Genomic DNA, 22,010 nt, shown 5'->3' with positions numbered 1-22,010 from the left:
ATGACCCACCCCACCCCTTCCCTGAGCGAGCGGGCTGAGCAGGCTCTCGTCTCCGCCCTCCTTCGCGACCCCACCTGGTTCGAGGGCTACCGCCGCGTCCTCACTCCGGACCGCTTCACCAACCCCACCTACGCCGCCATCGTCAACGGCCTCGCCGAACAGGTCACGCAGACTGGCGTCGGCCGAGAAGCCGACTTCTCCTCCAGGCTCGCGGAACGGCTCAACCTGCCCGGAGTCGATGCCGCCTACCTGCGGGACCTGGCTGCGACCGGCCCTGACGCAGCCGACCTCGGGGTGTACGCCCGGATGGTGCAGGAGGCTTTCGTCCGCAGGCAGCTGGCTGCGCAGGCCGAGCGGATAGCCGCCAGTGCGGGGCCGTTGCGTGGAGTCGATGACCACCTGGACCACCTGGACCGGCTGGCGAAGGCCGTCGCTCGGCTCGCACCCGCCGAAACCGAGGTGCGCGCCTCCGCAGCTGGTGCTGTCGCCGTGGAGGTTGCAGCGACCCCCATCGTCGGCAGCCGGCAGTGGCGAGAGGACCAGGTCCTGGCGGACCTGCTGCAGAATCGAGAGCAGGTTGTAGAGGTCGAGGTCTGGTTGACGGCCGACACCTTCGAGGACGGTCCGCGGCGCGAAGTCTACGAGGCCATCGTCACCGTCTCCGATCAGGGCGAACCGGTCACCGAGCTGACGGTCGCCTGGGAGCTGAGCCGGCAGTACAGCGCCGACGGAACCACCTACGACGCCACGATGGAGGGCTACCTCGCAAGCCTCCTGGCCACAGAGGTCGTCGTCGGCACAGCCGTCGAGATCGGCCGTGACCTGCTCGTGGACACGCTTCGAGCTGACCTGGCGGTAGATGCTGCGCGCGTCATCGCCGACGTGAAGCAGGGGGAGCAGGTCAGTCCCGTCACGGGCACGGCAGCCGAAGGCCACCGGGCGCGTGCTGAGCAGGCGCTCCAAGAGCAGCCCATGCCCACAGCTGTGCAGGTGCCACCTGCACAGCCGACGGTCGAAGCCCAGCCCAAGATCCGGCCGTGAAGGGGAGCACAAGCATGATCGACAGCACGCTTCCCGCAGCAACCGCTGGTTCGACATCCGGCGGCGTCCGGGAGATCAAGGCCACAGCGATGACCGACGCCCTGGCCAGCGGCCGGGCGCAGTACCTCAGTGCGACCATCAGAGACTTCGTCCGCTACAAGGGCGCATGGTGGCTCCTCGACCGCGACCTGTGGTTTCTGGCCGACGACGAGGAGCTAATTGCCAGCCTCGATGCGGCAGCTGAGACCATGCGGATGTTGGATGCCAATGTGAAGCGAAAGGCGAGGTAGCCGACCTCTGGTACGCCACGCATTTGCCGAGACTGATCAGCTGACAAATACGGCTGTAGCGTCATCGCGCTGTCCATCGGCGTCTGGTTCGATGGCGGATACAAGAGCCTCCGCCAGAGACTGCGGAGCTGCGTGGTGCTCGCGGACCAGAGCTTCGATCGTCTCGGAGGAAACGAAGTCATGGATGCCGTCGCTGGTGAGGATCAACTGGCCGCCGGCGCGTAAGAAGACGCCGCCGACGGTGGCAGGGATTGCCAGGCCGAGCGTGATCTGTGCGAAGTCAGCCAGCGCTGTCACGGGCACCTCGGCCGCCTCTCGGGCGGATTTGGTCAGGTAGGCGGCAAGGTTGTGATCGGTGGTCAGCAGTGGTAGGCACGGCAGTCGCCAGCCCAGGGGCTTCCGATGACCGATGTTCGTGGGAGTTGATGTCACCTCTACGGTGCGTCAGGTGAGGGCGCTGATGGCGTCGCCGATGTATTTGGCGCCCAGGACGGCCAGGACGACGGTCATGATGGCGGCGTTGTGGGCGGACATCCATGCCTTCCAGCTGTCCAGGGTGGTGGCGGCGCGCTGGCCGCCGGAGAGGTAGACGGCCAGCGGCACGGTGGTGCACAGCGAGGCGATCAGCACCATCAGCACGGCGGCGACCGTCTTGCCGCCGGTGCCTGCGGTGCTGCCGGCGATGGCGAGGGCTCCGCCGACGACCAGGACCAGGTTCTTCGGGTTGGCCACCGCGAGTGCGGCGGACAGCGCGGCGGCCTTGGCCGGGGTGAACTGGTCGATGGCCTTCATCCAGCCCGGGGCCTGGGTCTCTTGCCCGTCTCGGGGGCGGCCGGTGAACTGCTTGACGGCGAGCAGGGCGAACAGCAGGCCCAGGGCGAGCTTGAGCCAGCTGGCCCAGGTCGCCGGGGTGTCGTCGCCGCTGGAGGCGTCGGCTCCGGAGCCGAGCAGGACCAGGGCCGCAGTGGTCAGTGCCAGGGCGGCGGTCCAGCCGGCGGCGAAGGCGATGCCGTTGGTTCGGCCGTTCGGGGTGGCGAGCATCAGGATGACGGCGATCAGCGGCAGCGGGCTGATGGCGATGCCGACGGCGGAGGGCAGCATCTGCCCGATCGCGTCACCCACGGTCGGGGCCGGCAGTCAGGTCAGGTAGGTGCCAGCTGCCGTCCAGGACGGCGGGGTCGGGGCCGTAGACGCGGGTGATGACGGTGAACGGGCCGTCCGGGGCGGGGAGCCAGTTTGCGGCCTGGTCGGGGTCGGCGGGCCGGTCCCGCTGGATGTGGAGGGTCAGGCCGCCGTCGGGGTCGTAGACCAGGCCGGGGGTGCGGTCGCCGATGGAGTAGCGGTCGATGGGGTTGTCGACCAGCAGGCGTTCGGGCAGCCGGTACAGGGTGGCGGACCAGAAGAACCGGGCCTTGGGGAGCTGGTCGGGCCGGTAGTGGACGGTGTAGTCGCGGGTCGCGGCGTTCGGGGGGCGGTGGCCGGCGCTGTCGGCGATCCAGCCGCCGTACCAGGCTTCCTCCTCGGGCAGCCCGTACAGGCCCTTGTCCGCGCCTACGCACCGGGCCACGTAGTTGTCGCCCAGCTGATCGCGGGTGCCGAACAGGCCGGTGGAGCCCTCCGCGTGCGCCTTGGCGTCCTCGACCTGCGCGCGGCCCTGGGCCAGACCCTCCTCGATCGCGGCTCGGACCTGGGAGTCGAGTGCGGCTGGGTCGAAGGTGCCGGTGCCGTCGACGCCCAGGGCGGCCAGGCGCTCGCGCAGGTCCTGCTGCGAGGGCAGGACGGGGAAGAAGCCGAGCAGGAAGTCCAGCACCGCGAGGAAGCCGATGCCGTCGCTGTCCTCCTCGCGCCAGCGCGGCCACGCCGGCACCGGGGCAGGCGGCGGTGCGGTGGCGCCGGTGAAGGCGGACAGCGGGTGCAGCCGGTACTGGTCCTGGATGGCCTTGAGCTCGGTGACGTCCTTCTCGCTCAGGCCGGCCAGGTAGGTGCGGCCCAGGCAGCCCAGCAGCTGGGTGTCCGCACGCAGGACCCCGTCGATTCCCGCGGGAACCTCGCCGTCCCAGCCGGGGCCTGCGATCAGGTAGTGGCCGGGCTGCTGGCCGGTGGAGCGGGCGCCGATGTAGCCGACGTAGGTGGTGTCCAGGTCGTGGAACGGCAGGACGTAGTAGCGGTCCACCGCAGGCACCGACACCACCCACGGCTCGGCCCGCAGGTCCAGCCAGCACCACGAGTACGGGGTGTCGTTGTTCGGGGTCACGATGTCGGTGTTCTGCGGACGCGACGGCTGCGGATAGTGCCGGAACCTCCCGAAGCCGCCCACGTACCGCGGGTCGGCGGCATCGACGGCCTGGGCGTACATCGTGCGGTAGTTCTCCAGCAACGGATGCCCGTACACCCACCCCTGCGCCGCCGTCCGCCGCACCGCGTCCAGATCCTGACCCGCACCGCTCATACGCTGCCGCCTCACCTAGCAGGATGATCATCTGGCCCCTCGGTCAGATCCTAGGCAGGCTCCCGCGACCCCGCCCGACGACGCCCGCCCCTCCCTGCCACAGCACATGCCGAACGGCAAGCCCTCGACCGACACCCAAACTCACTGACACGGCACCCCCGGCCGCCCAGCGACTCCCGAAGCCGCATCACAACGACTCCCGCTCTCGGCAACAAAGCCAGGCTCTGTTCACGAGTTTGGGCGGCAGGGCCTGTTCGTGTTGTTTGGTTCCTGTGTCCGACAGTCGGTCCGGCGCGGTGGGGTTGGTAGGTGCGCCGGACCGGTTGGCTGGGGGGAGTGTCGGTTGGTGGTGCTAGGTGGTGGTGGGTTGGCGGTCGATGACGGTCATCTTCTCTTCGAGGGTGGCGGGGACTTCGCGGACCCGGGCGTTGATGCCGGCGTTGGTGAGGGCTTGGTGGACGGTGTCGGGTGGGGTGTCGGCCAGGCGGACGCGGGTGCCGTTGAGGGTGACGGGCAGGGTGGCTGCGTCGAGGGCGGCGAAGGCGTCGGCCCAGCGGGGGGTCTCGACTTCGCAGGCGGTGGTGTCGCCGATGATCTCTGCTTCGGTGCCGGTGGCGACGCGGCGTCCACGTGACATGAGGATCAGGCGGTCGCACTGCTGGGCTTCTTGCATGTAGTGGGTGGTGACCAGGACGCCGGTGCCTTGGTCTGCCTGGTCGTGGACGGCGTCCCACAGGCGGGCGCGGGCCAGGGGGTCCACGCCGGAGGTGGGTTCGTCCAGGACCAGGAGTTCGGGGTGGTGGGCCAGGGCGATGGTGAACGCGAGCTGGCGTTGCAGTCCGAGGCCGATCTCGCCGACGAGGCGGTGCTCGACGGCGGCCAGGGCGGGTTCCAGGGTGGGGGCGGGGGCTTGGAAGGCGGCGCAGGCGAAGGAGATGTTCTCGGCGACGGTCAGGGTCTGCCACAGTCCCAGGCCCTGGGGGACGTAGCCCAGGCGGCTGCGGGTGGTGCGGTCGGGGGTGGTGCCGAAGGCGGCGACGCTGCCCTCGGTGGGGATGACCAGGCCGAGCAGGAGGCGGATCAGGGTGGTCTTGCCCGCGCCGTTGGCCCCGAGCAGGCCCACGATCTCGCCGGGGCGCACGTCCATGGTGACCGTGTCGCAGGCGGTGAAGGAGCCGTAGCGTTTGGTGACCTGGTCGGAGCTGATCAGGACGGTGTCGGTCATGGCTGGGTCTCCGACTGCTGCTGGGCGGCGAGGGTCAGGGCGATCACGGTGTCTTCCATGTCCGCGGTAACGGGGCCTTCGCCGGGGCGTGGCGGGCCGGGGTGCCAGGAGCGGGTGGCCCGTCCGCGGCGCCAGGACAGTTCGCGTGGTCCGGCGGGGGCGTCGCCGGTGGTCAGGGTGCCGGGGGCGTGGGCCAGGACGTCGGCGGGGGTGCCGGTGGCCAGGGTGCGGCCCTGGTCCAGGACCAGGCAGGTGGAGGCGCGTTCGGCTTCGTCCAGGTAGGTGGTGGCCATGACGACCGCGGTGCCGTCGGCGGCGGCCCGGGAGATCAGGCGCCACAGGTCCACGCGGGAGACGGGGTCCACGCCGGTGCTGGGCTCGTCCAGGACCAGCAGCTGGGGGCGGTGCAGGATGGCCAGGCAGAACGCGAGCTTCTGCCGCATGCCCCCGGACAGGGCCCCGGCCAGGCGGTCGGTGGCGTGCTCCAGGCCGGCGGCTTGCAGCAGTTCGGTTCGGCGGGCGTCCAGGTCGGTGCCGGCCAGGTGGTGGGCGGCGGCCACGAACGCGATGTTCTCCTCGACCGTCAGGTCCTGCCAGACGCCGGAGGCGCCGGTGGGCATGAACCCGCAGTCCACGGTGGGCGGGCTGGAGACGCGGCCGGTGGCGGGGCGGATGCGGCCCACCAGGGTCCGCAGCAGGGTGGTCTTGCCCGCGCCGTCGCCTCCGACCACTGCGGCCACCTCGCCCGGGACCGCGGCCAAAGTGGTGCGGTCCAGGGCGGTGGTGGTGCCGAACGCGACGGTGACCTCGAACGCACCCCACCCGCCCCCGCCTGTGCCCGTGGCCGGGTTGGCGGAGCCGGAGGGGGTGGCTCCGTGCGGGGCGGGGGTCATCGCGCGCTCCCGGCGGGGACGGCCCTGCGGGCGGCGGCCTTGGGGGCGGCGGGGGCCAGGTCGCGGCGGAAGCGCAGGACCGCGGCGGTGAACACCAGCACGGCCATTCCCGCCAGCACGCCCAGCGGCAGCGCCAGGGAGCTGATCGGCGCGTTCCGGAGCATGACGCCGTTGGAGATCATGTTGAAGTACGTCAGCGGGAACAGGTAGCCGATCCAGCGCACGCCCGGGGCCATCGCCGCCAGCGGGAAGATCATCCCGGAGAGCAGGATCTGCGGCATCAGGGTCAGCAGCGCCATCTGCATGGCCTGGCCCTGGTTCTGCGAGACCGAGGAGATCAGCACCCCGATCCCCAGCACCGTGAACAGGAACAGCGCCGCCCCCAGCGCGAGGACCGCCGCGTTGCCGGTGAACGGCACCCCGAACAGCAGGCACCCCAGCACGGTGACCAGGACCATGTCCACGGCCGCCAGCACGAAGTACGGGGCGATCTTGCCCACGATCACGTCCGACGCCTTGAACGGCATCACCGCCAGCTGCTCCAGCGTTCCGGCCTGGCGCTCGCGCACCAGCCCGATCGCGGTGATGATCGTGCCGATAAACGCCATGATCATGCCGACCAGGGCGGGCACCATCACCCACGAGGTCTTCAGCTGCGGGTTGTAGAGCACGTCCGGCTTGAGGACCCCGTTGCTGGCCAGCGACGCCGAGGCGGCGGCCTGGGCGGAGAACAGGTTCGAGCCGTCGATCAGCACCGTCGAGGTCTTCTGGCCGGCCGCCGGGGTCAGCACCACCGCGCCCGCGTCCTGCGAGCGCAGCGCGTCGCGGGCCTGTGCCTCGGTCCCGGCCGGGTCGACCTTCTTCACGTCGAACGGGGCCTTGAGCTGGGCGGCCACCGCGCTGGCCTGCGGGCCGTAGACGTATGTGGGCACGTCGGTGACCCGGAAGTTGGCCGCGTAGCCGAAGACCACCAGCAGCAGCAGGGGCAACGCGATGATCATCGCCATCGTCCGCCGGTCACGCCGCAGTTCCAGGAACTCCTTGAGGATCATCGCCCACACAGGGCCCACCGCCTTGCTCCGGGCACCCGTACCGGTGCCGCCGGTCGACGCCCGTCCGCGGCCTGCGGCGGGCGCGGCCAGAGTAGGAGGGACCATCGCATAAATACAACGAGTGTTTAATTAAGTTAGGCTCAGCAGGTGAACGAATCCACCCATCCGGCCCCTCCATCGCAGCCCCGGCGGGTCGGGCGTCCGGCGGGCAGCCGCACCGGGCACAGCCCCGCGCGCGAGCAGATCCTCAAGGCCGCGCGGCGCCAGTTCGCGCAGGGCTCCTACAGCGCCACCACGGTGCGCGCCATCGCCGCCGAGGCCGGAGTCAACCCGGCGCTGGTGATCCACCACTTCGGCAGCAAGCGCGATTTGTTCGTCGCCACCCTGCACGTCCCGGCGAACCTGCACCAGCAGATCGCCGACCTGATCCGCACCGACGCCGCAGACATGGGCCACCGCCTGGCCCGCCTGTACCTGGGCCTGTGGCAGGACCCCGTCACCCGCGCCCCGATCGCCGCCATGGTCCGCTCGGTCATCTCCGACACCGAGGCCACCGAAGCCTTCGGCCAGTTCATGACCGCCGCCCTCGTGGGCCCCGTCGTCGCCGCCATGGGCCGCGACCAGCCCCAGCTGCGGATCTCCCTGGTCGCCAGCCAGCTCATCGGCATGGCCATCGGCCGCCACATCCTCGGCATCACCCCCCTCGCCAAGGCCGAGGTCGACCACCTCGTCGCTTGCATCGCCCCCGTCCTCCAGCACTACCTCACCGACCCCCTCCCCACCCCACCGCGATAGCCCCCGGCACCACCAGCCCGTGGCCATGCCCGGCCGGACAGGCGCGGGTAGCACTCAGGTCACGCCAACGCCCTGCCCGAGCGCTGCCCTCGGCTGTTCGAAAATCCAGGCCCCGGCCTGCTGACCAATCTCGTGAGCAACTGCTGTCGGCACTCGTGAACAAAGCCAGCGCTCCGGCCGACAGCGCTCCGGCCAGTGCACCACGGGCCGCGCCGACGCGGACGGCAGTCTCGGCGAGGATGGGTGCCAAGCGGATGATGTCCGGGTCGTGACCCATCCCGTCCACCACGGGACGGCGGTGCTGCCGGTGCCACGGGATTTGTAGACGGCTGCGGCGTCCGCAATCGGTCCCGCAGTTCCTTCGCGTTGAGCGAGCCCGATGGTGTAGTGACTCAAGGTGACTAGCCTCTCTTCGGTTCTGGGAGCGTGGGCCGCAGCAAGTTGCCTGGGAAGGACGCGGGCTGGCGATGAACACGTAGCCGGCCACAGTTTGGGGATGTGGTGGCTCGCCTTTAGGAAGACGCTGCGCCGAAGTGCCGGTCTTGCTGGAGCTGCCATAGGTCGCGGAACAAGCCGGGCTCGGTGGTCAGCGCGCGGTAGGTGCCCTGTTGGACGATGCGGCCGCGTTCGATGCAGACGATGCGGTCGGCGACGGCGGTGTTGGTCAGGTTGTGGGTGACCAGCACGATGGCGCGGTCGGCGGCCAGGGCGCGCAGGCCGGTGAAGATGCGGTGTTCGGCGCGGGCGTCGAGGTCGCTGGTGGGTTCGTCCATGACCATGAGCGCGGCGTCGCGGTGGTCGGCGCGGGCGACGGCGAGGCGCTGCCACTGGCCGGAGGACAGGGCGACTCCGCCCCACATCTCGCGGGCGAGGAGGGTGTCCAAGCCCGAGCGTAGGGTGGCGATGACGTCGTCGGCGCCGCTGGCCTCCGCTGCACGGTGGACGGCGTCGTCGCCGTCGGGGCGGGGCTGGCCGAGGGTGATGTTGTCGCGGGCGGTCAGCGGCCAGCGGGCGAACTCCTGCGGGACGATGCTGCACAGTCGCCACACCGCGTCGGCGTCCAGCTCCTGCAACGGTGTTCCGTCCCAGGTCACGTTGCCGGTGGTGGGCAGGTTGAGCCCACACAGGAGCTTCATCAGGGTGGTCTTGCCGCTGCCGTTCTCTCCGACCACGGCGACGACCTCGCCGCGGCGCACGGTGAAGTTGATGCCGTGCAGCGTCGCCTTCTCCGAGCCGGGGTAGCGGAAGGTGACGTCCTTGAGTTCGATGCAGTGCGGTCGCTCGGGCTTGATCGTGCCGCGGACCGCGCCGATCTGTTCTCGCTGGGCCTGCTCGACGAAGCGCTCTGCGTCGTCCAGGTAGAAGCCGGTGCGCAGCAGGTCGCTGCCGAAGCCGACGATGCCCTGAAGTCCGCCGAAGGCGCTGCGCAGGGCGAAGACGGCGGTGCCGGCGACGGCGGTGCTGATGCGGCCGGTGTCCAGCAGCAGCCACAGCGCCGCCCAGAGCACTGCGGAGGCTCCGCCGCTGGCCAGTGCACCGGTCAGCGTGATGCGGGCGCGCTGGGACACGGCCTTGTCGGTGGTGCGGTCGACCCGCTCGCCGGCGGCGCGGTACTGGCCGAGGAGGAAGGGGACGAGAGTGTCGGTGCGGATCTGGTCGGCCTGGTCCTTGGCGACCATGTACCAGCGCAGGAGGTACAGCACCCGCCGGTCGCGGAAGGTGGCGACGTTGGCCACATAGGTGACCCGCTCCGCGCGCAGCGAGGTGGCGATCTGCGGTACGGCGGCGAGGGCGAGCAGCGGGAGCAGCAGCGGGTAGAGCGTCCCGACCACGACGGCGGCGGAGACGAGGGTGGCGGTGGAGGAGACCAGGTTCTGGGTCTGGCCGATCGCCATCTGCGCCTGGTCGACGCCGCGCTCGGCCTGGTCGTAGCTGTCGGCGAAGCCGGGGCGGTCGTAGGTGGCCATCTCGGTGCGGGTGCCGGCTGCCAACAGCCGGTGCCCGACCTCGCGCTGCATGCGCGGCGAGAGGCGCTGCGACTGGGCCTGGATCACGATGCCCAGCAGCGCCCGCACCCCGGCAGCCGCTGCCAGCACGATCACTGACGGCAGAGCCTGATGCAGCCGCGAGGGCTGCGAGGCCGCGGCGATCACACTCTGGAGGGCCTTGGTGGTGACGAACAGACCGAGCGCCGACAGTAGCCCCGACGCCAGTTGGCAGAACATCAGCAACGCGGTCCGGCGCCGGTCGACCTGCCACGCCAGCGCGAACGAGGTCCGCACCAGCCGCGGCAGCCGCCGGCGCATCGCGCCCAGGTTGATGTGCTCGGGGATCTCGTCGCTGTCTCCGCCGGGGTGCGCCCACCGCAGCACCTCGCTCTGCGCGGCAGCGGGCGTCTCCTCGGGCTCTTGCGGTTCCTCTTGCTCCGTCACCGTCGTCGTCACGGCTCTCTACCTCTCCCTGGGGCACGCAGCTGATACAGGTCCGGTCAGAGGTGGGGCTCGGCCCATTGCCGGAGGTACTGGCGGGCCTGGTCGAGGTCAGCGGGGGTGTCGACGGCGGGGCCGCCGTCGCGGGTGCGCAGCAGCCGGACCCGGTGTCCGTGTTCGATCAGGCGCAGCATCTCTACAGATTCGGCCCGTTCGAGAGGGCTTTGGGGTAGTTCCGCGAAAGTGAGAAGGGCGCTGCCGGTCATGGCGTAGAGGCCGAGTTGCCGCAGGTATCCGGGGTGCTGTCCACGTGCGAAGGGGATGGGGAGGCGGGAGAACATCAGGGCGTTGTTCTCGCTGTCGCCGACGGCCTTGACGATGTTCGGGTCGTTGACGTCGTCAGGGTGGTCGATGGGGGTGCAGGCGTTGACGGCGTCGGCGCCCAGCGGGTCGTTGGCCAGGGCGTAGGAGACGGCGTCGATGGCGCCGGGGTCGATGAAGGGTTCGTCGCCCTGGACGTTGATGTAGCCGTCGGCGGTGAGCTGTTGGGCGGCCTGGGCGACGCGGTCGGTGCCGGTGGCGCAGGGTCCGGTCAGGACACAGGGCACGTCGTAGGTCTCGCACGCCTTGACGATGCGAGGGTCGTCGGTGGCCACGACCGCGCCGACGATGAGCTTGGCCCGGAGGCAGCGCTGGTGGACGTGCCAGAACAGGGGGTGGCCGCCGAGGTCGGCCAGGGGCTTGCCGGGGAACCGTGTGGAGCCCCAGCGGGCGGGGATGATCGCCAGGTGGTCCGGCGTCTGGGCGGCGCTCATGCGGCGGCCGGCTGCTGGCGGGCGACCAGGGCGTTGAGCTGCTCGCGCATGCCGGTCCGCAGGTCCGTCATGGGCATCCAGGAGAGGAGTTGCTTGGCGCGGGTGCGGTCGGCGCAGGTGCTGGGGATGTCGCCGTCGCGGGTGCCCTGGGCCTGGAGGTCGATCGCCTGTCCGGTGAGCTGTTCGGCCAGGGCGATGATCTCGTGCAGGGAGGTGTTGGCGCTGCTGCCGACGTTGATGACGAGGTTGGCCTCCTCGGTGGTCGCGGCGGCGATGGTGGCGGCCACGGCGTCGGTGACGTAGGTGAAGTCACGGCGCTGGTGCCCGTCGCCGTACAGGCGCAGGGGCTGGCCGGTGGCGGCGGCGTGCAGGGCGCGGTGGATGAACATGTCGGGGCGCTGGCGGGGGCCGTAGACAGTGAAGTACCGCAGGGCGACGACGGTGGTGGCGCTGCCGTGCCGGGCGGCGTGGGCCAGGCTGAGCTGTTCCTCGGCGAGTTTGGTCACCGCGTAGGGGGAGGCGGGGGCGGGGTGGTCGCTCTCGATGCTGGGCAGGCCGTCGGTGACGCCGTAGACGCTGGAGGAGGAGGCGACGACGACCCGCGGCACGCGCATCGCGGTGGCGGTGTCCATCAGGCGCTGGGTGGCCAGGACGTTGGCGTCGATGTACTCGCTGAACTGCGGTCCCCAGGAGGGGCGGACGCCGGGGATGCCGGCGAGGTGGAAGACGGCGTCGGCGTCCAGGAGGAGCGGTTGCAGGGCGCAGTCGCGCAGGTCGGCGGTGACGGGGTGGTAGCCGGGGCGGCCGTGCAGGGGGGCGAGGTTGGCGGCGGCGGCTGGGTCGTTGTGGTCGCGCTTGTCGACGGCGATGACGGTGGTGCCGTTGTTCAGCAGGGCGTCGGTCAGGTGGGAGCCGATGAATCCGGCGGCTCCGGTGACGACGACCCTGCGGGGGCTGGTGCTGGTGTTCACGTTCGGTCTCCGTTCGGGTAGTGGGTGCGCGGTCACATGAGGCGTTCGAGCAGGTTGGTGCCGTAGTCGTGGAGGGTCTGGTCGCCGGTCTCGTGTCCGCGGACCAGGGCGGTGGCGGCCTCGTAGGCGCCGAAGGTGTGCAGGATGGCGCTCTCGGCGGTGGTGGGTGTGCCGTAGCCGCGGTGGAAGGCGTCGCGCAGGTGCGGGGCGGTGGGCCAGTGCCGGTGGTGCAGGCGGGCGAGGTCGCGCAGGCGGGCGTCGGGGCGCATGTGCTCGAAGTCGACAACCGCCAGCCCGGTGTCCGGTGACCAGCACCAGTTGCGGGGTTGGTAGTCCAAGTGGCAGGCGGCTGCTTCGAGTTCGGCCTCGGCCAGGTCGGCTGCGGCGGCGTGCAGGAACGCGCGGGCGGCGGCGCTGGTCAGGCCGGCCTGGTGGGCGCGGTCGGCCCAGCCGGTGAGCCGGAGCGCGAGCTGTCGGCCGAGTTCGGACGCCGGCGGGGTGAGGGTGGCGGCGTGCAGGGCGCGAAGGGCCGCGCCGGCTGCCTCGTAGATCCGGGGCTGGTCCGGGTGGTCCAAGGGCAGGGCGGTGACGGGGGTGCCGGGCACTTCGCTCAGGAGCAGGGTGAGGCTGGCCTCGTGGTGGGCCTTGAGGGCGGGGACTTTCGCGCCGAGGTGGTGCGACCAGTTGGCGTAGGCGCGCAGTTCCTGGGCGAAGCGGGCGGGCTGCTGGTGCTGCTTGGCGTAGAAGCCCCGGCCCTGGGCGTCGGTCAGGTGCAGGATGCGCTCGGGCAGGCGCGGGTCGGGGTGGACGGTGACCTCGCCAGCGACGATGCGGGCCAGTTCCAGGCGGGGGTCGGTCAGCGAGGCGGTCACGGCTGCGGCTCCCCCACGTGGGCGGTGTCGTTGTGCCGCTCCAGCAGCCAGCGCCGCTGGCCGCGGGTGTTGCGGTGGTGCTGCCAGCGGGTGAGGGAGGCGTGGTCGACGGTGAAGCCGACCGCGGCCTGGTCGATCGGGCCGAGGAGCAGGGTGTGCAGGGCCTGGACGCTTTCGCCGTGGACCGCCAGCAGGACGCGCGTGCCGCGGTGCTGCTCGATGAGCTGGTCGAAGGCGAGGCCGGCGCGGTGGAGGTAGCCGTTCCAGGTGTCGGAGCCTTCGGCCCAGGGCTGGTCGGGGTGGGCGTGGGGGCCGCCGCCGTGCTGGTCCTTGACGGTGCGCCAGGGGTGGCCGTCTGCGGCGCCGTGCACCGGGCCGTCGAGGACCGGCTCGATCGTCAGCGGCAGGTTGAGCGAGTCCGCGAGGAGTTGGCCGGTCTGGCGCAGCCGCAGGCGCGGGCCGGCCAGCAGGACGTCGAACGGGCGCTCGGCGTGTTCGGCAGCCAGGCGGCGCGCGGCGCGTTCGACCTGGATGGTGCCCTGGTCGGTCAGGCCGGTGCAGGTGAGCGGGCCGCCGACGACGCCGTCGCGGTTGCACTGGGCCTGGCCGTGGCGCAGCAGGACGAGTTCGGTCTCGATCACGGGGTGCTCCCGGAGGCGGGTTGCGCCGGACGCGGCGCATACGGGTAGTGGGGGCGGTCGTGGTACGGCGCGGTGAGGGCCTGGTGCAGTTGCAGGTGTGCCACCAGGGCGTCCTCGCTCACGGTCAGTCCCGGGCCGTAGCGGCTGGCGGCGGCGTTGTAGGCGTCGCGGGCAGTGTGGAGGCGTGCGGGGGACAGGCGGCCGTGGGCCAGGGCGAGGGTGTGCAGCAGCTTGGCCAGGTCGTAGCCGAAGGGGGCCAGGGTGAGGTCGTCGAAGTCGACGGTGCGTACCTCGCCGGCGGTGGTCAGCAGGAAGTTGCGGGGGTTGCTGTCCTTGTAGAACGCCGCTGGCCCGGTGGCGGTGGTCTCCAGCGTGCGCAGGAGCCGCAGCAGCGAGCCGTCGGGGGGCAGGTACCCGCTCTCGGCCCGGCGGTGCAGCGCCTCCTGCCGGGTCTGGAGGTAGTCCGGTATCCGGCTGTCGGCGGTCCGCCAGGGCTGGTCGAGTCGGGCGCCGCGCAGCTCGACCGCCCATGCCCGGCCGTGGACGCCGCCGAGCAGGGCGGCCAACTGCGGCAGGTCGCTGGGGTGCGCGTGGCGTCCTGGCAGGGGCTCGAAGTCCAGGCTGGTGTTGCTGACCTTCAGCAGCAGCGGCAGCCCCAGCTCCGGGGCCTTTTTCCAGAGCCAGTAGTAGTTGCGCTCCGCGGTCTGGCGCTCTGCCTTGGTGCGGTACTGCTTGGTGAACGGCACCTGGTTCACCGGACCGCCTCCGTCCCGGCGGCGGGGCGAAGGGTCAGCCGGGGGTGACCTGGGCCAGCCAGCGCTGGGCGCCTCGTCGGCTGGTCAGCAGCACCACCTGGGCGTGCGGCGCGTGCTCGTGGACCTTGGCCAGTACCCGGGGCCGCATGCTGCGGCGGTAGCCCAGGACGTACTTGACCAGCCCCCAGTGGATGCGGTTGTGCACCCCGTTGCCCTTGTGGCCGCTGCCGTGGCGGAGCTGGCGTCCGAGCAGGCCGCGCAGGCACGCCAGGGTGGAGACGTCCATCAGCACCACGGTGTCGCAGGCCGCGAGCCGGATCGGCAGGGTGGAGTTGTAGTTCCCGTCGATCACCCAGCGCGGCTGGGCGACCAGCTCCTGCTGCTTCTGGGCGAACTTCTCCTTCGGCAGCTCGTTCCAGTCGTCGTCGTAGAACACCGCGTCCAGGTGCGTGACCGGCGCGTTCAGCCGTTCGGCGAGCAGCCGGGCGAGGTGGGACTTGCCGGAGCCGGAGCAGCCGACGATCGAGACCTTGTTCACGGTTCTCCACGGTAACGGGGTCGGACGGGGCGGCAGGGCTACTCGCCCCGATGTGCACAACTGCGGTCGGAGCCTGCTGGTTCGGGGGCCTCATGCCGTCACCCGCCACAGGCTCGTTGTGGCGGCGTTCCCGGCGGGCCGGCGCAGCAGCCGGTCGAGGGTGGCGGCCTGGGTGCTCAGGCGGAACAGCTCCAGCCGGTCCAGGCTGGCGCTGATCAGCTCGGCGTGGTCGTCGGTGCCTTCGATCTGTCGCAGCCACTCCAGCTTCTCCCGCACGTCGGCGCCGGAGCGGACGATCAGCGGGCGGGGCACGAACAGGTGCGCGCCGGCGATGTCCGCCGGAGCCAGCGGCAGGCAGCCGGCCAGCACCGCCTCGAAGATCCGCTGCGTCATTTGCCCGGCCGCGGCGTAGCGCTCGGGCAGCAGCAGCACGGTGGCCAGCGAGCGCCGATACAGGGAGTCGACCTCGCTGAACGGCAGTCGGCCGGTGAAGCGCAGGCCGGGCCAGCGGTCGGTGTCGGTCCACTTCCCGGCGACCTGGTGGTGGACGTCGGCAGCGGCGGGCGCGAAGTAGCGGGAGAACGCGGCGTCGCGCTCGTACTGGTTCCCGGCGTAGGCCAGGGTGATGGGTCGCGGCAGGGCTGCCAGGCCCTGTGGGTCGGCGGCGTCCAGCAAATGGTCGTCGGCGGGGAAGAGCAGGCGATGCGCGCCGGGGGTCACGGTCAGCGATGCTTCGCAGACGGTGACGGCCCGTGCCCGGCGCCAGTGGCTGTCGGCGGGCAGCTTGCGGTCCTTGTCCCACACCATGGTGGTCAGTTGCCGGTCGGCGGTGTAGTGGGCGAGGAGGTCTTCTTGCCGGTGCAGGTCGCAGGTGTGGCCCGGCGAGCCGCACACGGTGGTGTTGCGGCCGGCGATTGGCCAGCGCCACTCCAGCACCAGCGCGTCCAGCGCAGGGAACCCGGACGGGTCGAAGCGGAACGCCTCCCCGGGCGCGGAGTCGTGGGCCTCGGCGCGGTCGCGGTCGGCCTGGAGCAGCACCAGGTCGTGGCCGTGGCCGGCGAGGGCGTCGAGGAGGGGGCGGCGGTGGCTGCGTCCGCCGTCGGGGGTGTCGGTGATGCCGTTGCCCAGGAATCCCCAGCAGCTGTATCCGATCCTCATCGGACCACCCACCGGTCTTCGAGCAGCAGCGCGTCCAGGCCGGACTCGGTCAGGCAGTTCAGGGCCATCTGCGGGGTGCCGCACATCGGCTTGCCCTTGATGTTGAGGGAGGTGTTGATCAGCACCGGCACGCCGGTGATCTCGGCGAACGCTTCCAGCAGCGCGTGGATGAAGGGGTTCTGGTCCGCGGTGACGGTCTGGAGGCGGGCGGTGCCGTTGGTGTGGACTACGGCGGGCACCAGGGTGCGGGCAGTCTCGGTGGCTCGGGCGGCCATCGACATGAACGGAGCCTGCTGGCCCAGCGCGAAGAACTCCTCGGCGCGCTCGGCGGTGACCATCGGCGCGAACGGGCGGAACGGCTCGCGGAACTTGACCACCTTGTTCAGCCGCTCCACCACGTTCGGCAGCAGCGGCGAGGCCAGGATGGAGCGGTTGCCCAGCGCCCGCGGCCCGGCCTCGACCCGGCCCCGGAAGACCCCGACCACCATCCCGGAGGCCAGTCGCTCTGCCAGGAACCGGGCGAGGTGGCCCTCCTCCAGGAGCTTGCCGTCCAGCAGCGGGTGGACGGCCAGGGCCTGGTCGATGTCCTGCTCGCCGTAGGAGGGGCCGAGGTAGCAGGCTCCGCGAATCCCGGTCAGCGGGTGCGCGGTGTCCACACGGGTGTGGACGGCTGCCGCGGCGCCGAGGGCGGTGCCGGCGTCGCCCGGGGCGGGCGGCACGAACACCTCCTCGAACAGGCCGGAGTCGATGATCCGGCCGACGGCCACGCAGTTGGTGGCCACCCCGCCGCCCAGGCACAGCCTGCGCGACCCGGTCAGCGCCTTCGCCCGGTGGGCCAGGTGGAGCATCACCTGCTCGGTGCGTTCCTGGAGGGCAGCGGCCAGGTCCTGGTGGAACTGCTCGATCGGCTCCCGGTCGCGGCGAGGGGTGCAGGTGGCCTGCCGGAACGCTGGCGAGGTCCGCGCCCAGCCGGAGGTGAGCACGCGCACCGGGAACAGCGCCGGGTCCACGGCGAAGCCGGTGTCGGTCAGCGGCAGCGCCTGCGCGAACAGGGAGCGGAAGCGAGCGGGGTCGCCGAGCGCCGCCAGGGCCATCACGGTGCCCTCCTCGTCGCCGCGCCGCCAGCCCAGGTGCTCGGTGACCGCGCCGTAGACGTAGCCCAGCGAGGCAGGGTCGTCGACCGCCTGCACCTGGCGCAACCTGGGCTGTTCGGCGTTGCAGGCGTGGGCGATGGTGGTGGTCTGCCGCTCGCCCAGGCTGTCCACCACCAGCACCGCCGAGGACGACCAGCCGGAGGCGGTGAACGCCGCCAACTGGTGTGCCCGGTGGTGCTTGACCGCCACCACCCGCGCGGCCGGGAACCGCTGCCCGATCTCCCTCAACCGGTGGCGGGTGCGGGCGGCGACCTTGGCGAACCCGGCGGCCCGCGCCACCGCCCGGTCCCGGCGAACCGGGTCGGCGGCCATGGCCAAGGCCCGGGGCAGTTCGGCCAGGTAGTCGCCGGGGCGGAAGTTGTAGCCGACCGCCGTCACCTCGCCCGCCGTCAGGCCGGCGTCGCCCAGCAGCCACTCGACGGCGCGCTGCGGGAACTCCTTGGTGTGCTTGCGCTCGACCAGCCGCTCCTCCTCCACGAACCCGATCAGGTGCCCGTCGACCAGCAGTGCGGCGGAGGAGTCGTGGGTGAAGGAGCACAGGCCCAGCACCACGTTCGGGGGCTTCACCGCGTCACCGCCCCGGCGGTCGCCGACTGGGTGCCGCGGTGTCGGCGCTGCTCCAGCTCCTCGAACCACGCCTCCAACCCCTGCCGCATCGGCCCGGTGGCCAGCGCGGCGAAGGTGCGGGCCTTGTCGTACCGGCCCTCCTTCCAGCAGCGGTAGCCGGCCATCACGGCGGTGAAGGAGTCCCAGGCCGGGTGGACGGTGGGCTCGAAGCCGCTGACCCGGTCCAGCATCGCGTCGAAGCCGGACCACGGGGTGGCCAGGGAGTCCATCTCCGGGCTGGCCACCTTGCCCAGCGCGGCATCGGCCAGGTCCAGATCGGTCTCGTACAGGTGCAGCGAGTCCACGTGATGCCGGTACTCGCCCAGCTCCACGCCGAGCCAGCCGGCCACCAGCTCGTGCAGCACGGTGAAGGTGAACAGGTCGTACGGCAGCCCGGTCCAGACGTCCTGGCTGCGCATGGTGGTGGCCATGTGCAGCCGCCCCTGGCGCAACTGGAAGCGCCAGCCCAGGGTGCAGGGGATGTCCTTGTGGCCGGGCGCGTCGGCCTGCGGGTCGTAGAGCTGGATCACGGCCTGGCGCGAGTCGGGGTCGCGGCGCAGCAGCTCCACCACGTGGGCGAGCTGGTCGACCTCACCGCGCCAGGAGCGCATCCGTGGACCGTAGGCGCCGCGCAGCACCCCCTCGTCGGTGTACTGGCGCATGCGGGCGTTGTAGTCGTAGATCCACGGGTCGTTCGACCCGGACAAGATCCACACGCACTCGGCTGCGGCGAACGCGGTGTTCAGCACCCGGCCGCCGCCGGCGGCGGGCAGCAGCAGGCGTGCGCGCGGCCGGGTCAGCCGCAGCGTCACGCCCAGGGCCTCGCGGGTGGGCAGGCCGCGCGGGCTGGCCTTGTCGCCGTCTCGGGCGAGGGTGATCGCCTGCTCGAACAGGTCGGCGACGCTCTCAGCGGTCTTCGTGGTCATAAGGGACGGACTCCTTCCGCAGCCCGCGCGTGCGGGCTGCACTCGCCCGGGGCGGTGGTCGCCGCCCCAGGGGTTGCGCGGTCGATGATCAGTTCGGCGATGTCGGCGGCGCTGGTGCCGCTCCAGCGGCACACCGCCTCGCGCGCTTCCCGGCCAGGACCACCGCTGCCGCCTTCGACGGCATTCAGCGCGGCCGTGACCTGCTGCGCGGTGGCGCAGGCCGTGGCGGCGCCCTGTTCGGCCAGGGCGAGGGTTTCCGCCCCGGGCAACGCGAGCTCCAGCACCGGGATGTTCAGCAGCACCGCTTCCAGGCCGCAGGTGGAGGCGAGCGTGGCCACCGCGTCCGCCCCCGCCAGGCAGCCGCGCGCCCCGATCTCCGCATCCGCGACCGCCAGCGGCACCCCTCCGGCCGCGGCGGCAAGCTCCACCAGGTCCGCGTCCTGCGCCGGATGCGGGGCCACCACCAGACCCCAGCCGCCGCCCGCGGCCCGCACACCGGAAGCCAGCACCTGGATCTGCTCCCGGAGCCGGCCAGGGGAGACCGGCTGCGCGGCGAACACCAGCACCCTGCGCACCCCGAACCAGCCCGCCCTCAGCAGCAGTTCCAGGAGGTAAGCCCGCTGCCCCTCGCGGTCGGCTCCGGACAAGGAGTCGAACCGCGGCTGGCCCAAGACATGCACCTCGGCGTCCGGGCGCTCCACCCACTGCCTGGCGAGGACGGCGTCGCGCTCGCCCATCACCACCTGGTAGCGGGCCAGCAGCGCCGGCCGCGAGACGCTGCCGGGCAGCCACGCGCCGTGCTGGACGTTGAACGCCGCCACGCCGGCACGCTCGGCGGCTCGGATCGCCAGCACTCCCAGCGGGTTGATGTCGCTGGCGACGACCACCGCCGACGGCTGCGCGGCGGCGAGCTGCTGCTCCAGCCAGCCCTCGACCTCACCGCTCGCGCGCCAGGACGGCTGCGTGCACCCGGCGCTCAGCCCGACCACCAGCGACGCCAGGAACTCCAGGCGCTCCAGCGACACCTGCACGCCGGCCACCGTCGCAACCCGGCCCCAGGCCGTCGGCGCCTCGGGGCAGGCATCAGGCCCGCCGGGCACTCGAAGCCTCCAACCCGGCACCGCCGCTACTCGCCCCGCGGCCTCGGCCCGGACCTGCTGGCCAGGGTCCGTCGCCAGGTCCAGCAGCACCGTGCTGTGGCCGCGGCGGCGCACCTCGGCGAGCACCGGCACCAGCGTCGCCGCGTGACGCGACGACCACGAGACACCCACCACCTCCGCCGGCCCCGCTGCCCGCTCCTGCGCCGGGCCGCTCACCGGGACGATGGCGTCGGATCTCGAAAGGCCGACGTCGTAGACGTGGTTCCTGTGGAGCGAACCCCCCAGCAGGTAGGCCACGGCGGACCAGGTGACCGTGTAGTACCGGTACTCGCGCGCGCTGCCGCGCCGCGTCGTCACCAGCGCCTCCCCGGCGACCGGCCGAACGGCTCCCGGGACCGCCGCGAACGCCGGGTGCGTCCCCAACTGCAACAGCTTGCGCACCACTTGGGCGACCAGCCGCCGCACCGGCACATGGTGCACGTCCAGCCAGCCCACCCCGCCCGGAGTGCGCAACTGCGCGCCCGACACCTCCATGCGGCCCATCAGCTCGGCGGTCACCTGGCGCACCAGCGCCCGGTCCACCCCGCGCTGCTCCAGCGCCGCCGTGCTCACCGCCCCCCTGCGCCGGCTGGCCCCCGGGCGGGCCAGCACCCAACGCCCCGCCGAATGACCGGCCTCGCCGAGCCAGAACAGCTCGCTCGCCGCGCTCACCTCGGCCTCCCCGCAGCCGTCGGGCAAGGGGCCGCCTGCTCCAGCAGGTGCAGCAGGTCGGCCGGAGTGCGCGCGGTCAGCGGCGGGACCGCCCCCAGATCGCCGTAGCCCCAGGCCGCCAGGACGAAATGCATCCCCGCCCGCTCGGCTGCCTCCTGGTCCACCGCCATGTCCCCGACGTACACCGCCTGGGCGGGGTCGACCCCCAGCTCCAGCACCGCGCGCAGAAGCGGATCAGGGGCCGGCTTGCCGCGCCCGTCCCCCAGCGCCCGCACCACGGCGAACGGCGTGCCGAGCCGCCCCAACAGCGGCAAGGCCCGGTGGAGCGGCTTGGACGTCACCACCCCCAGCACCCACCCCGCCGAGGCGAAAGCCCGCAGCACCCCCTCCACGCCGTCGAAGACGGTGGCCAGCTCCGCGTTCTCCAGGGCGGCCTCGTCGTAGGTGGCGTGGATCTCCGGTGCCGGCCCGACCCCCAGCAGGTCAAGGATCTCCTCGAACGGGCGACCCAGGTGCTGGCGGTAGTGCGCGAAGGGCACCGCGACGCTGTGCCGTTGCTGTACTGCCGACCAGGCCCTCTGCATGACCGGCAGGGTGTCGACCAGCGTGCCGTCCAGGTCCAGGAGCAGCACCTGAGCACCGGGGATCGGGCAGCTCACCGGTCGGCCGTCGCCGTGCCGGGCCGTCGGTATGGTGACGCGGATGTTCGTGGCGTCGATCATGAGAGGGCTCCTTCTGCGGGACCCGGGTAGCGAAGCCCTACGCGAGGGCGGGCGGACTCCTGCTCCAGGTCGACGTCGGTGACGCCGAGCAGGCAACGGACCAGTTGGCTGGCAAGCACCCATGGCACTCGCGGGTGCGTGTACGGCACGGGATCGCCCGGCGGCAGCGCCATCGGCTCAGCGAAGCGGTCGAGGATGTAGGAGGTCCCCAGCACCCCGAACAGCAGCGGGTGCAGCACCCGCATCGCCTGGAAGCCGTCGGCCAGGTAGCGGCACTGCTCTGCGGACAGCAGCGCGTGGGCCAGGCACAGGGGCGGCTGCGCGGTCAGGACGCCTTCGCTGACCGTGTTCTCCAAGGACCCGCGCAGGAACAGCCAGCCCTGGTGGTTGCGGTCGGCCGGCCTGGTGCACACCTGGCACAGCAGTCTCTCCATGCAGATCCGCTGGCGCTGGGGGTGCACGTCCTTCCACCGCGGTCGGCCTATCGGCAGTTGAGGGACGCGGCCCCAGAGCACGCCTCGCTCGTCGCGGTCCTCCGGGTGCTCGTCCTGGTAGCCGATGCCGCGCCCGGCCGACAGCGCCACGAGGCGTGCACGGCTGGGGTCCTCGCCCGCACGGGCGGTGATGAACGGCACCGCAGTCGGCCTGCCGCTCATCCCGCAGCCCCGCGGCCGACCGGGTCCAGGCAGCGTCCGTCGGGCAGTACCGCGCCGGTGTCCTCGAAGACCAGGACCCCGTTGCACAGCAGCGTCCATCCCTGCTCGGGGTAGCTGACGACCGCGACGGCGGCCTGCTGGTCGGGGCTTCCGGCCGGCGGGCAAACAGGCTTGTGCTGGCACATCATCAGACTCCGAGGACGTGAGGAGG

General features: G+C 71.9%; 23 protein-coding genes. 3 read left to right on the top strand and 20 right to left on the bottom strand.

The annotated features are described in order from the left end of the window. Together ABUW04_RS32125 and ABUW04_RS32120 are read left to right on the top strand one after the other, a co-directional pair. On the top strand, nt 1-1,041 hold the full coding sequence (locus ABUW04_RS32125; protein WP_380568011.1) for a DnaB-like helicase N-terminal domain-containing protein: 1,041 nt from the start codon (nt 1-3) through the stop codon (nt 1,039-1,041). A 14-nt stretch (nt 1,042-1,055) separates the two neighbouring features. Continuing rightward, complete coding sequence (locus ABUW04_RS32120; protein ID WP_380568010.1) at nt 1,056-1,331, top strand: hypothetical protein; 276 nt, start codon at nt 1,056-1,058, stop codon at nt 1,329-1,331. Nucleotides 1,332-1,367: 36 nt separating this feature from the next. Here ABUW04_RS32120 and ABUW04_RS32115 read toward each other — a convergent pair whose 3' ends face one another. The 6 genes from ABUW04_RS32115 to ABUW04_RS32090 form a co-directional block, all read right to left on the bottom strand. Further along, entirely contained in the window at nt 1,368-1,763 is a 396-nt protein-coding gene (locus ABUW04_RS32115; protein ID WP_380568009.1) for a hypothetical protein, read from the bottom strand. Nucleotides 1,764-1,775: 12 nt separating this feature from the next. Further along, nucleotides 1,776-2,453 carry a GAP family protein gene (locus ABUW04_RS32110; RefSeq protein WP_380568008.1) on the bottom strand — a complete coding sequence of 226 codons (678 nt, stop codon included), beginning with the start codon at nt 2,451-2,453 and terminating at the stop codon, nt 1,776-1,778. Further along, nucleotides 2,446-3,780: a DUF1254 domain-containing protein gene (locus ABUW04_RS32105; RefSeq protein WP_380568007.1), complete on the bottom strand. Its 1,335-nt coding sequence runs from the start codon at nt 3,778-3,780 to the stop codon at nt 2,446-2,448. The genes ABUW04_RS32110 and ABUW04_RS32105 overlap by 8 nt, the downstream gene beginning before the upstream one ends. Before the next feature lie 352 nt (nt 3,781-4,132). Continuing rightward, nucleotides 4,133-5,005 (bottom strand): ABC transporter ATP-binding protein, encoded by an 873-nt coding sequence (locus tag ABUW04_RS32100; RefSeq protein WP_380568005.1) that lies wholly within the window; start codon nt 5,003-5,005, stop codon nt 4,133-4,135. Continuing rightward, nucleotides 5,002-5,898: an ABC transporter ATP-binding protein gene (locus ABUW04_RS32095; protein WP_380568004.1), complete on the bottom strand. Its 897-nt coding sequence runs from the start codon at nt 5,896-5,898 to the stop codon at nt 5,002-5,004. Before ABUW04_RS32095 ends, ABUW04_RS32100 begins: the two co-directional genes overlap by 4 nt. Beyond that, nucleotides 5,895-7,055, bottom strand: coding sequence for an ABC transporter permease (locus tag ABUW04_RS32090; RefSeq protein WP_380568003.1), 1,161 nt, complete (start codon nt 7,053-7,055; stop codon nt 5,895-5,897). The genes ABUW04_RS32095 and ABUW04_RS32090 overlap by 4 nt, the downstream gene beginning before the upstream one ends. A 42-nt stretch (nt 7,056-7,097) precedes the next feature. On the opposite strand from ABUW04_RS32090, the gene ABUW04_RS32085 reads away from it, so the two are divergent. Then, a complete protein-coding gene (locus ABUW04_RS32085) occupies nt 7,098-7,745 on the top strand; it encodes a TetR/AcrR family transcriptional regulator (protein ID WP_380568002.1) in 648 nt (215 codons plus the stop codon). Nucleotides 7,746-8,257: 512 nt separating this feature from the next. On the opposite strand, the gene ABUW04_RS32080 is transcribed toward ABUW04_RS32085, so the two are convergent. The 14 genes from ABUW04_RS32080 to ABUW04_RS32015 form a co-directional block, all read right to left on the bottom strand. Beyond that, on the bottom strand, nt 8,258-10,189 hold the full coding sequence (locus ABUW04_RS32080; protein WP_380568001.1) for an ABC transporter ATP-binding protein: 1,932 nt from the start codon (nt 10,187-10,189) through the stop codon (nt 8,258-8,260). Between the two features lie 44 nt (nt 10,190-10,233). After that, entirely contained in the window at nt 10,234-10,989 is a 756-nt protein-coding gene (locus ABUW04_RS32075; protein WP_380568000.1) for a 3-deoxy-manno-octulosonate cytidylyltransferase, read from the bottom strand. Beyond that, nucleotides 10,986-11,960, bottom strand: a complete 975-nt coding sequence (locus ABUW04_RS32070; RefSeq protein ID WP_380567999.1) for an NAD-dependent epimerase/dehydratase family protein — start codon at nt 11,958-11,960, stop codon at nt 10,986-10,988. The genes ABUW04_RS32075 and ABUW04_RS32070 overlap by 4 nt, the downstream gene beginning before the upstream one ends. A gap of 32 nt (nt 11,961-11,992) precedes the next feature. Continuing rightward, nucleotides 11,993-12,832: an aminoglycoside phosphotransferase family protein gene (locus ABUW04_RS32065; RefSeq protein ID WP_380567998.1), complete on the bottom strand. Its 840-nt coding sequence runs from the start codon at nt 12,830-12,832 to the stop codon at nt 11,993-11,995. Next, entirely contained in the window at nt 12,829-13,473 is a 645-nt protein-coding gene (locus ABUW04_RS32060; protein WP_380567997.1) for a histidine phosphatase family protein, read from the bottom strand. Before ABUW04_RS32060 ends, ABUW04_RS32065 begins: the two co-directional genes overlap by 4 nt. Continuing rightward, nucleotides 13,470-14,228 carry a phosphotransferase gene (locus ABUW04_RS32055; protein ID WP_380567996.1) on the bottom strand — a complete coding sequence of 253 codons (759 nt, stop codon included), beginning with the start codon at nt 14,226-14,228 and terminating at the stop codon, nt 13,470-13,472. The genes ABUW04_RS32060 and ABUW04_RS32055 overlap by 4 nt, the downstream gene beginning before the upstream one ends. Nucleotides 14,229-14,262: 34 nt before the next feature. Then, nucleotides 14,263-14,766: a topology modulation protein gene (locus ABUW04_RS32050; protein WP_380567994.1), complete on the bottom strand. Its 504-nt coding sequence runs from the start codon at nt 14,764-14,766 to the stop codon at nt 14,263-14,265. A 90-nt stretch (nt 14,767-14,856) separates the two neighbouring features. Beyond that, entirely contained in the window at nt 14,857-15,924 is a 1,068-nt protein-coding gene (locus tag ABUW04_RS32045) for a glycosyltransferase family protein (RefSeq protein ID WP_380567993.1), read from the bottom strand. Continuing rightward, nucleotides 15,921-17,645, bottom strand: a complete 1,725-nt coding sequence (locus tag ABUW04_RS32040) for a carbamoyltransferase family protein (RefSeq protein WP_380567991.1) — start codon at nt 17,643-17,645, stop codon at nt 15,921-15,923. The genes ABUW04_RS32045 and ABUW04_RS32040 overlap by 4 nt, the downstream gene beginning before the upstream one ends. Continuing rightward, a complete protein-coding gene (locus tag ABUW04_RS32035; protein WP_380567990.1) occupies nt 17,642-18,610 on the bottom strand; it encodes a thymidylate synthase in 969 nt (322 codons plus the stop codon). The genes ABUW04_RS32040 and ABUW04_RS32035 overlap by 4 nt, the downstream gene beginning before the upstream one ends. Next, on the bottom strand, nt 18,607-20,421 hold the full coding sequence (locus ABUW04_RS32030; RefSeq protein ID WP_380567989.1) for a hypothetical protein: 1,815 nt from the start codon (nt 20,419-20,421) through the stop codon (nt 18,607-18,609). Before ABUW04_RS32030 ends, ABUW04_RS32035 begins: the two co-directional genes overlap by 4 nt. Then, entirely contained in the window at nt 20,418-21,143 is a 726-nt protein-coding gene (locus ABUW04_RS32025) for an HAD family hydrolase (RefSeq protein ID WP_380567988.1), read from the bottom strand. Before ABUW04_RS32025 ends, ABUW04_RS32030 begins: the two co-directional genes overlap by 4 nt. After that, the gene (locus tag ABUW04_RS32020) at nt 21,140-21,799 is read right to left on the bottom strand and encodes a hypothetical protein (RefSeq protein ID WP_380567987.1); all 660 of its coding nucleotides are present in this window, start codon (nt 21,797-21,799) and stop codon (nt 21,140-21,142) included. Before ABUW04_RS32020 ends, ABUW04_RS32025 begins: the two co-directional genes overlap by 4 nt. Then, nucleotides 21,796-21,984 (bottom strand): DUF5999 family protein, encoded by a 189-nt coding sequence (locus ABUW04_RS32015; RefSeq protein WP_380567986.1) that lies wholly within the window; start codon nt 21,982-21,984, stop codon nt 21,796-21,798. Before ABUW04_RS32015 ends, ABUW04_RS32020 begins: the two co-directional genes overlap by 4 nt. Nucleotides 21,985-22,010 lie beyond the last annotated feature (26 nt).

Origin of the sequence: Streptacidiphilus jeojiensis, assembly GCF_042510965.1 — a bacterium.
GTDB lineage: Bacteria > Actinomycetota > Actinomycetes > Streptomycetales > Streptomycetaceae > Streptacidiphilus > Streptacidiphilus jeojiensis.
Note: the sequence above shows the minus strand (reverse complement) of the source record. Positions and strands in the feature narration are given on the sequence as shown.

Coding starts and splice junctions, on each gene's coding strand:
- ABUW04_RS32125 (WP_380568011.1), top strand. CDS start 1: ATGACCCACCCCACCCCTTCCCTGAGCGAGCGGGCTGAGCAGGCTCTC.
- ABUW04_RS32120 (WP_380568010.1), top strand. CDS start 1,056: ATGATCGACAGCACGCTTCCCGCAGCAACCGCTGGTTCGACATCCGGC.
- ABUW04_RS32105 (WP_380568007.1), bottom strand. CDS start 3,780: ATGAGCGGTGCGGGTCAGGATCTGGACGCGGTGCGGCGGACGGCGGCG.
- ABUW04_RS32100 (WP_380568005.1), bottom strand. CDS start 5,005: ATGACCGACACCGTCCTGATCAGCTCCGACCAGGTCACCAAACGCTAC.
- ABUW04_RS32095 (WP_380568004.1), bottom strand. CDS start 5,898: ATGACCCCCGCCCCGCACGGAGCCACCCCCTCCGGCTCCGCCAACCCG.
- ABUW04_RS32090 (WP_380568003.1), bottom strand. CDS start 7,055: ATGGTCCCTCCTACTCTGGCCGCGCCCGCCGCAGGCCGCGGACGGGCG.
- ABUW04_RS32075 (WP_380568000.1), bottom strand. CDS start 10,989: ATGAGCGCCGCCCAGACGCCGGACCACCTGGCGATCATCCCCGCCCGC.
- ABUW04_RS32045 (WP_380567993.1), bottom strand. CDS start 15,924: ATGAGGATCGGATACAGCTGCTGGGGATTCCTGGGCAACGGCATCACC.
- ABUW04_RS32035 (WP_380567990.1), bottom strand. CDS start 18,610: ATGACCACGAAGACCGCTGAGAGCGTCGCCGACCTGTTCGAGCAGGCG.
- ABUW04_RS32025 (WP_380567988.1), bottom strand. CDS start 21,143: ATGATCGACGCCACGAACATCCGCGTCACCATACCGACGGCCCGGCAC.
- ABUW04_RS32020 (WP_380567987.1), bottom strand. CDS start 21,799: ATGAGCGGCAGGCCGACTGCGGTGCCGTTCATCACCGCCCGTGCGGGC.
- ABUW04_RS32015 (WP_380567986.1), bottom strand. CDS start 21,984: ATGTGCCAGCACAAGCCTGTTTGCCCGCCGGCCGGAAGCCCCGACCAG.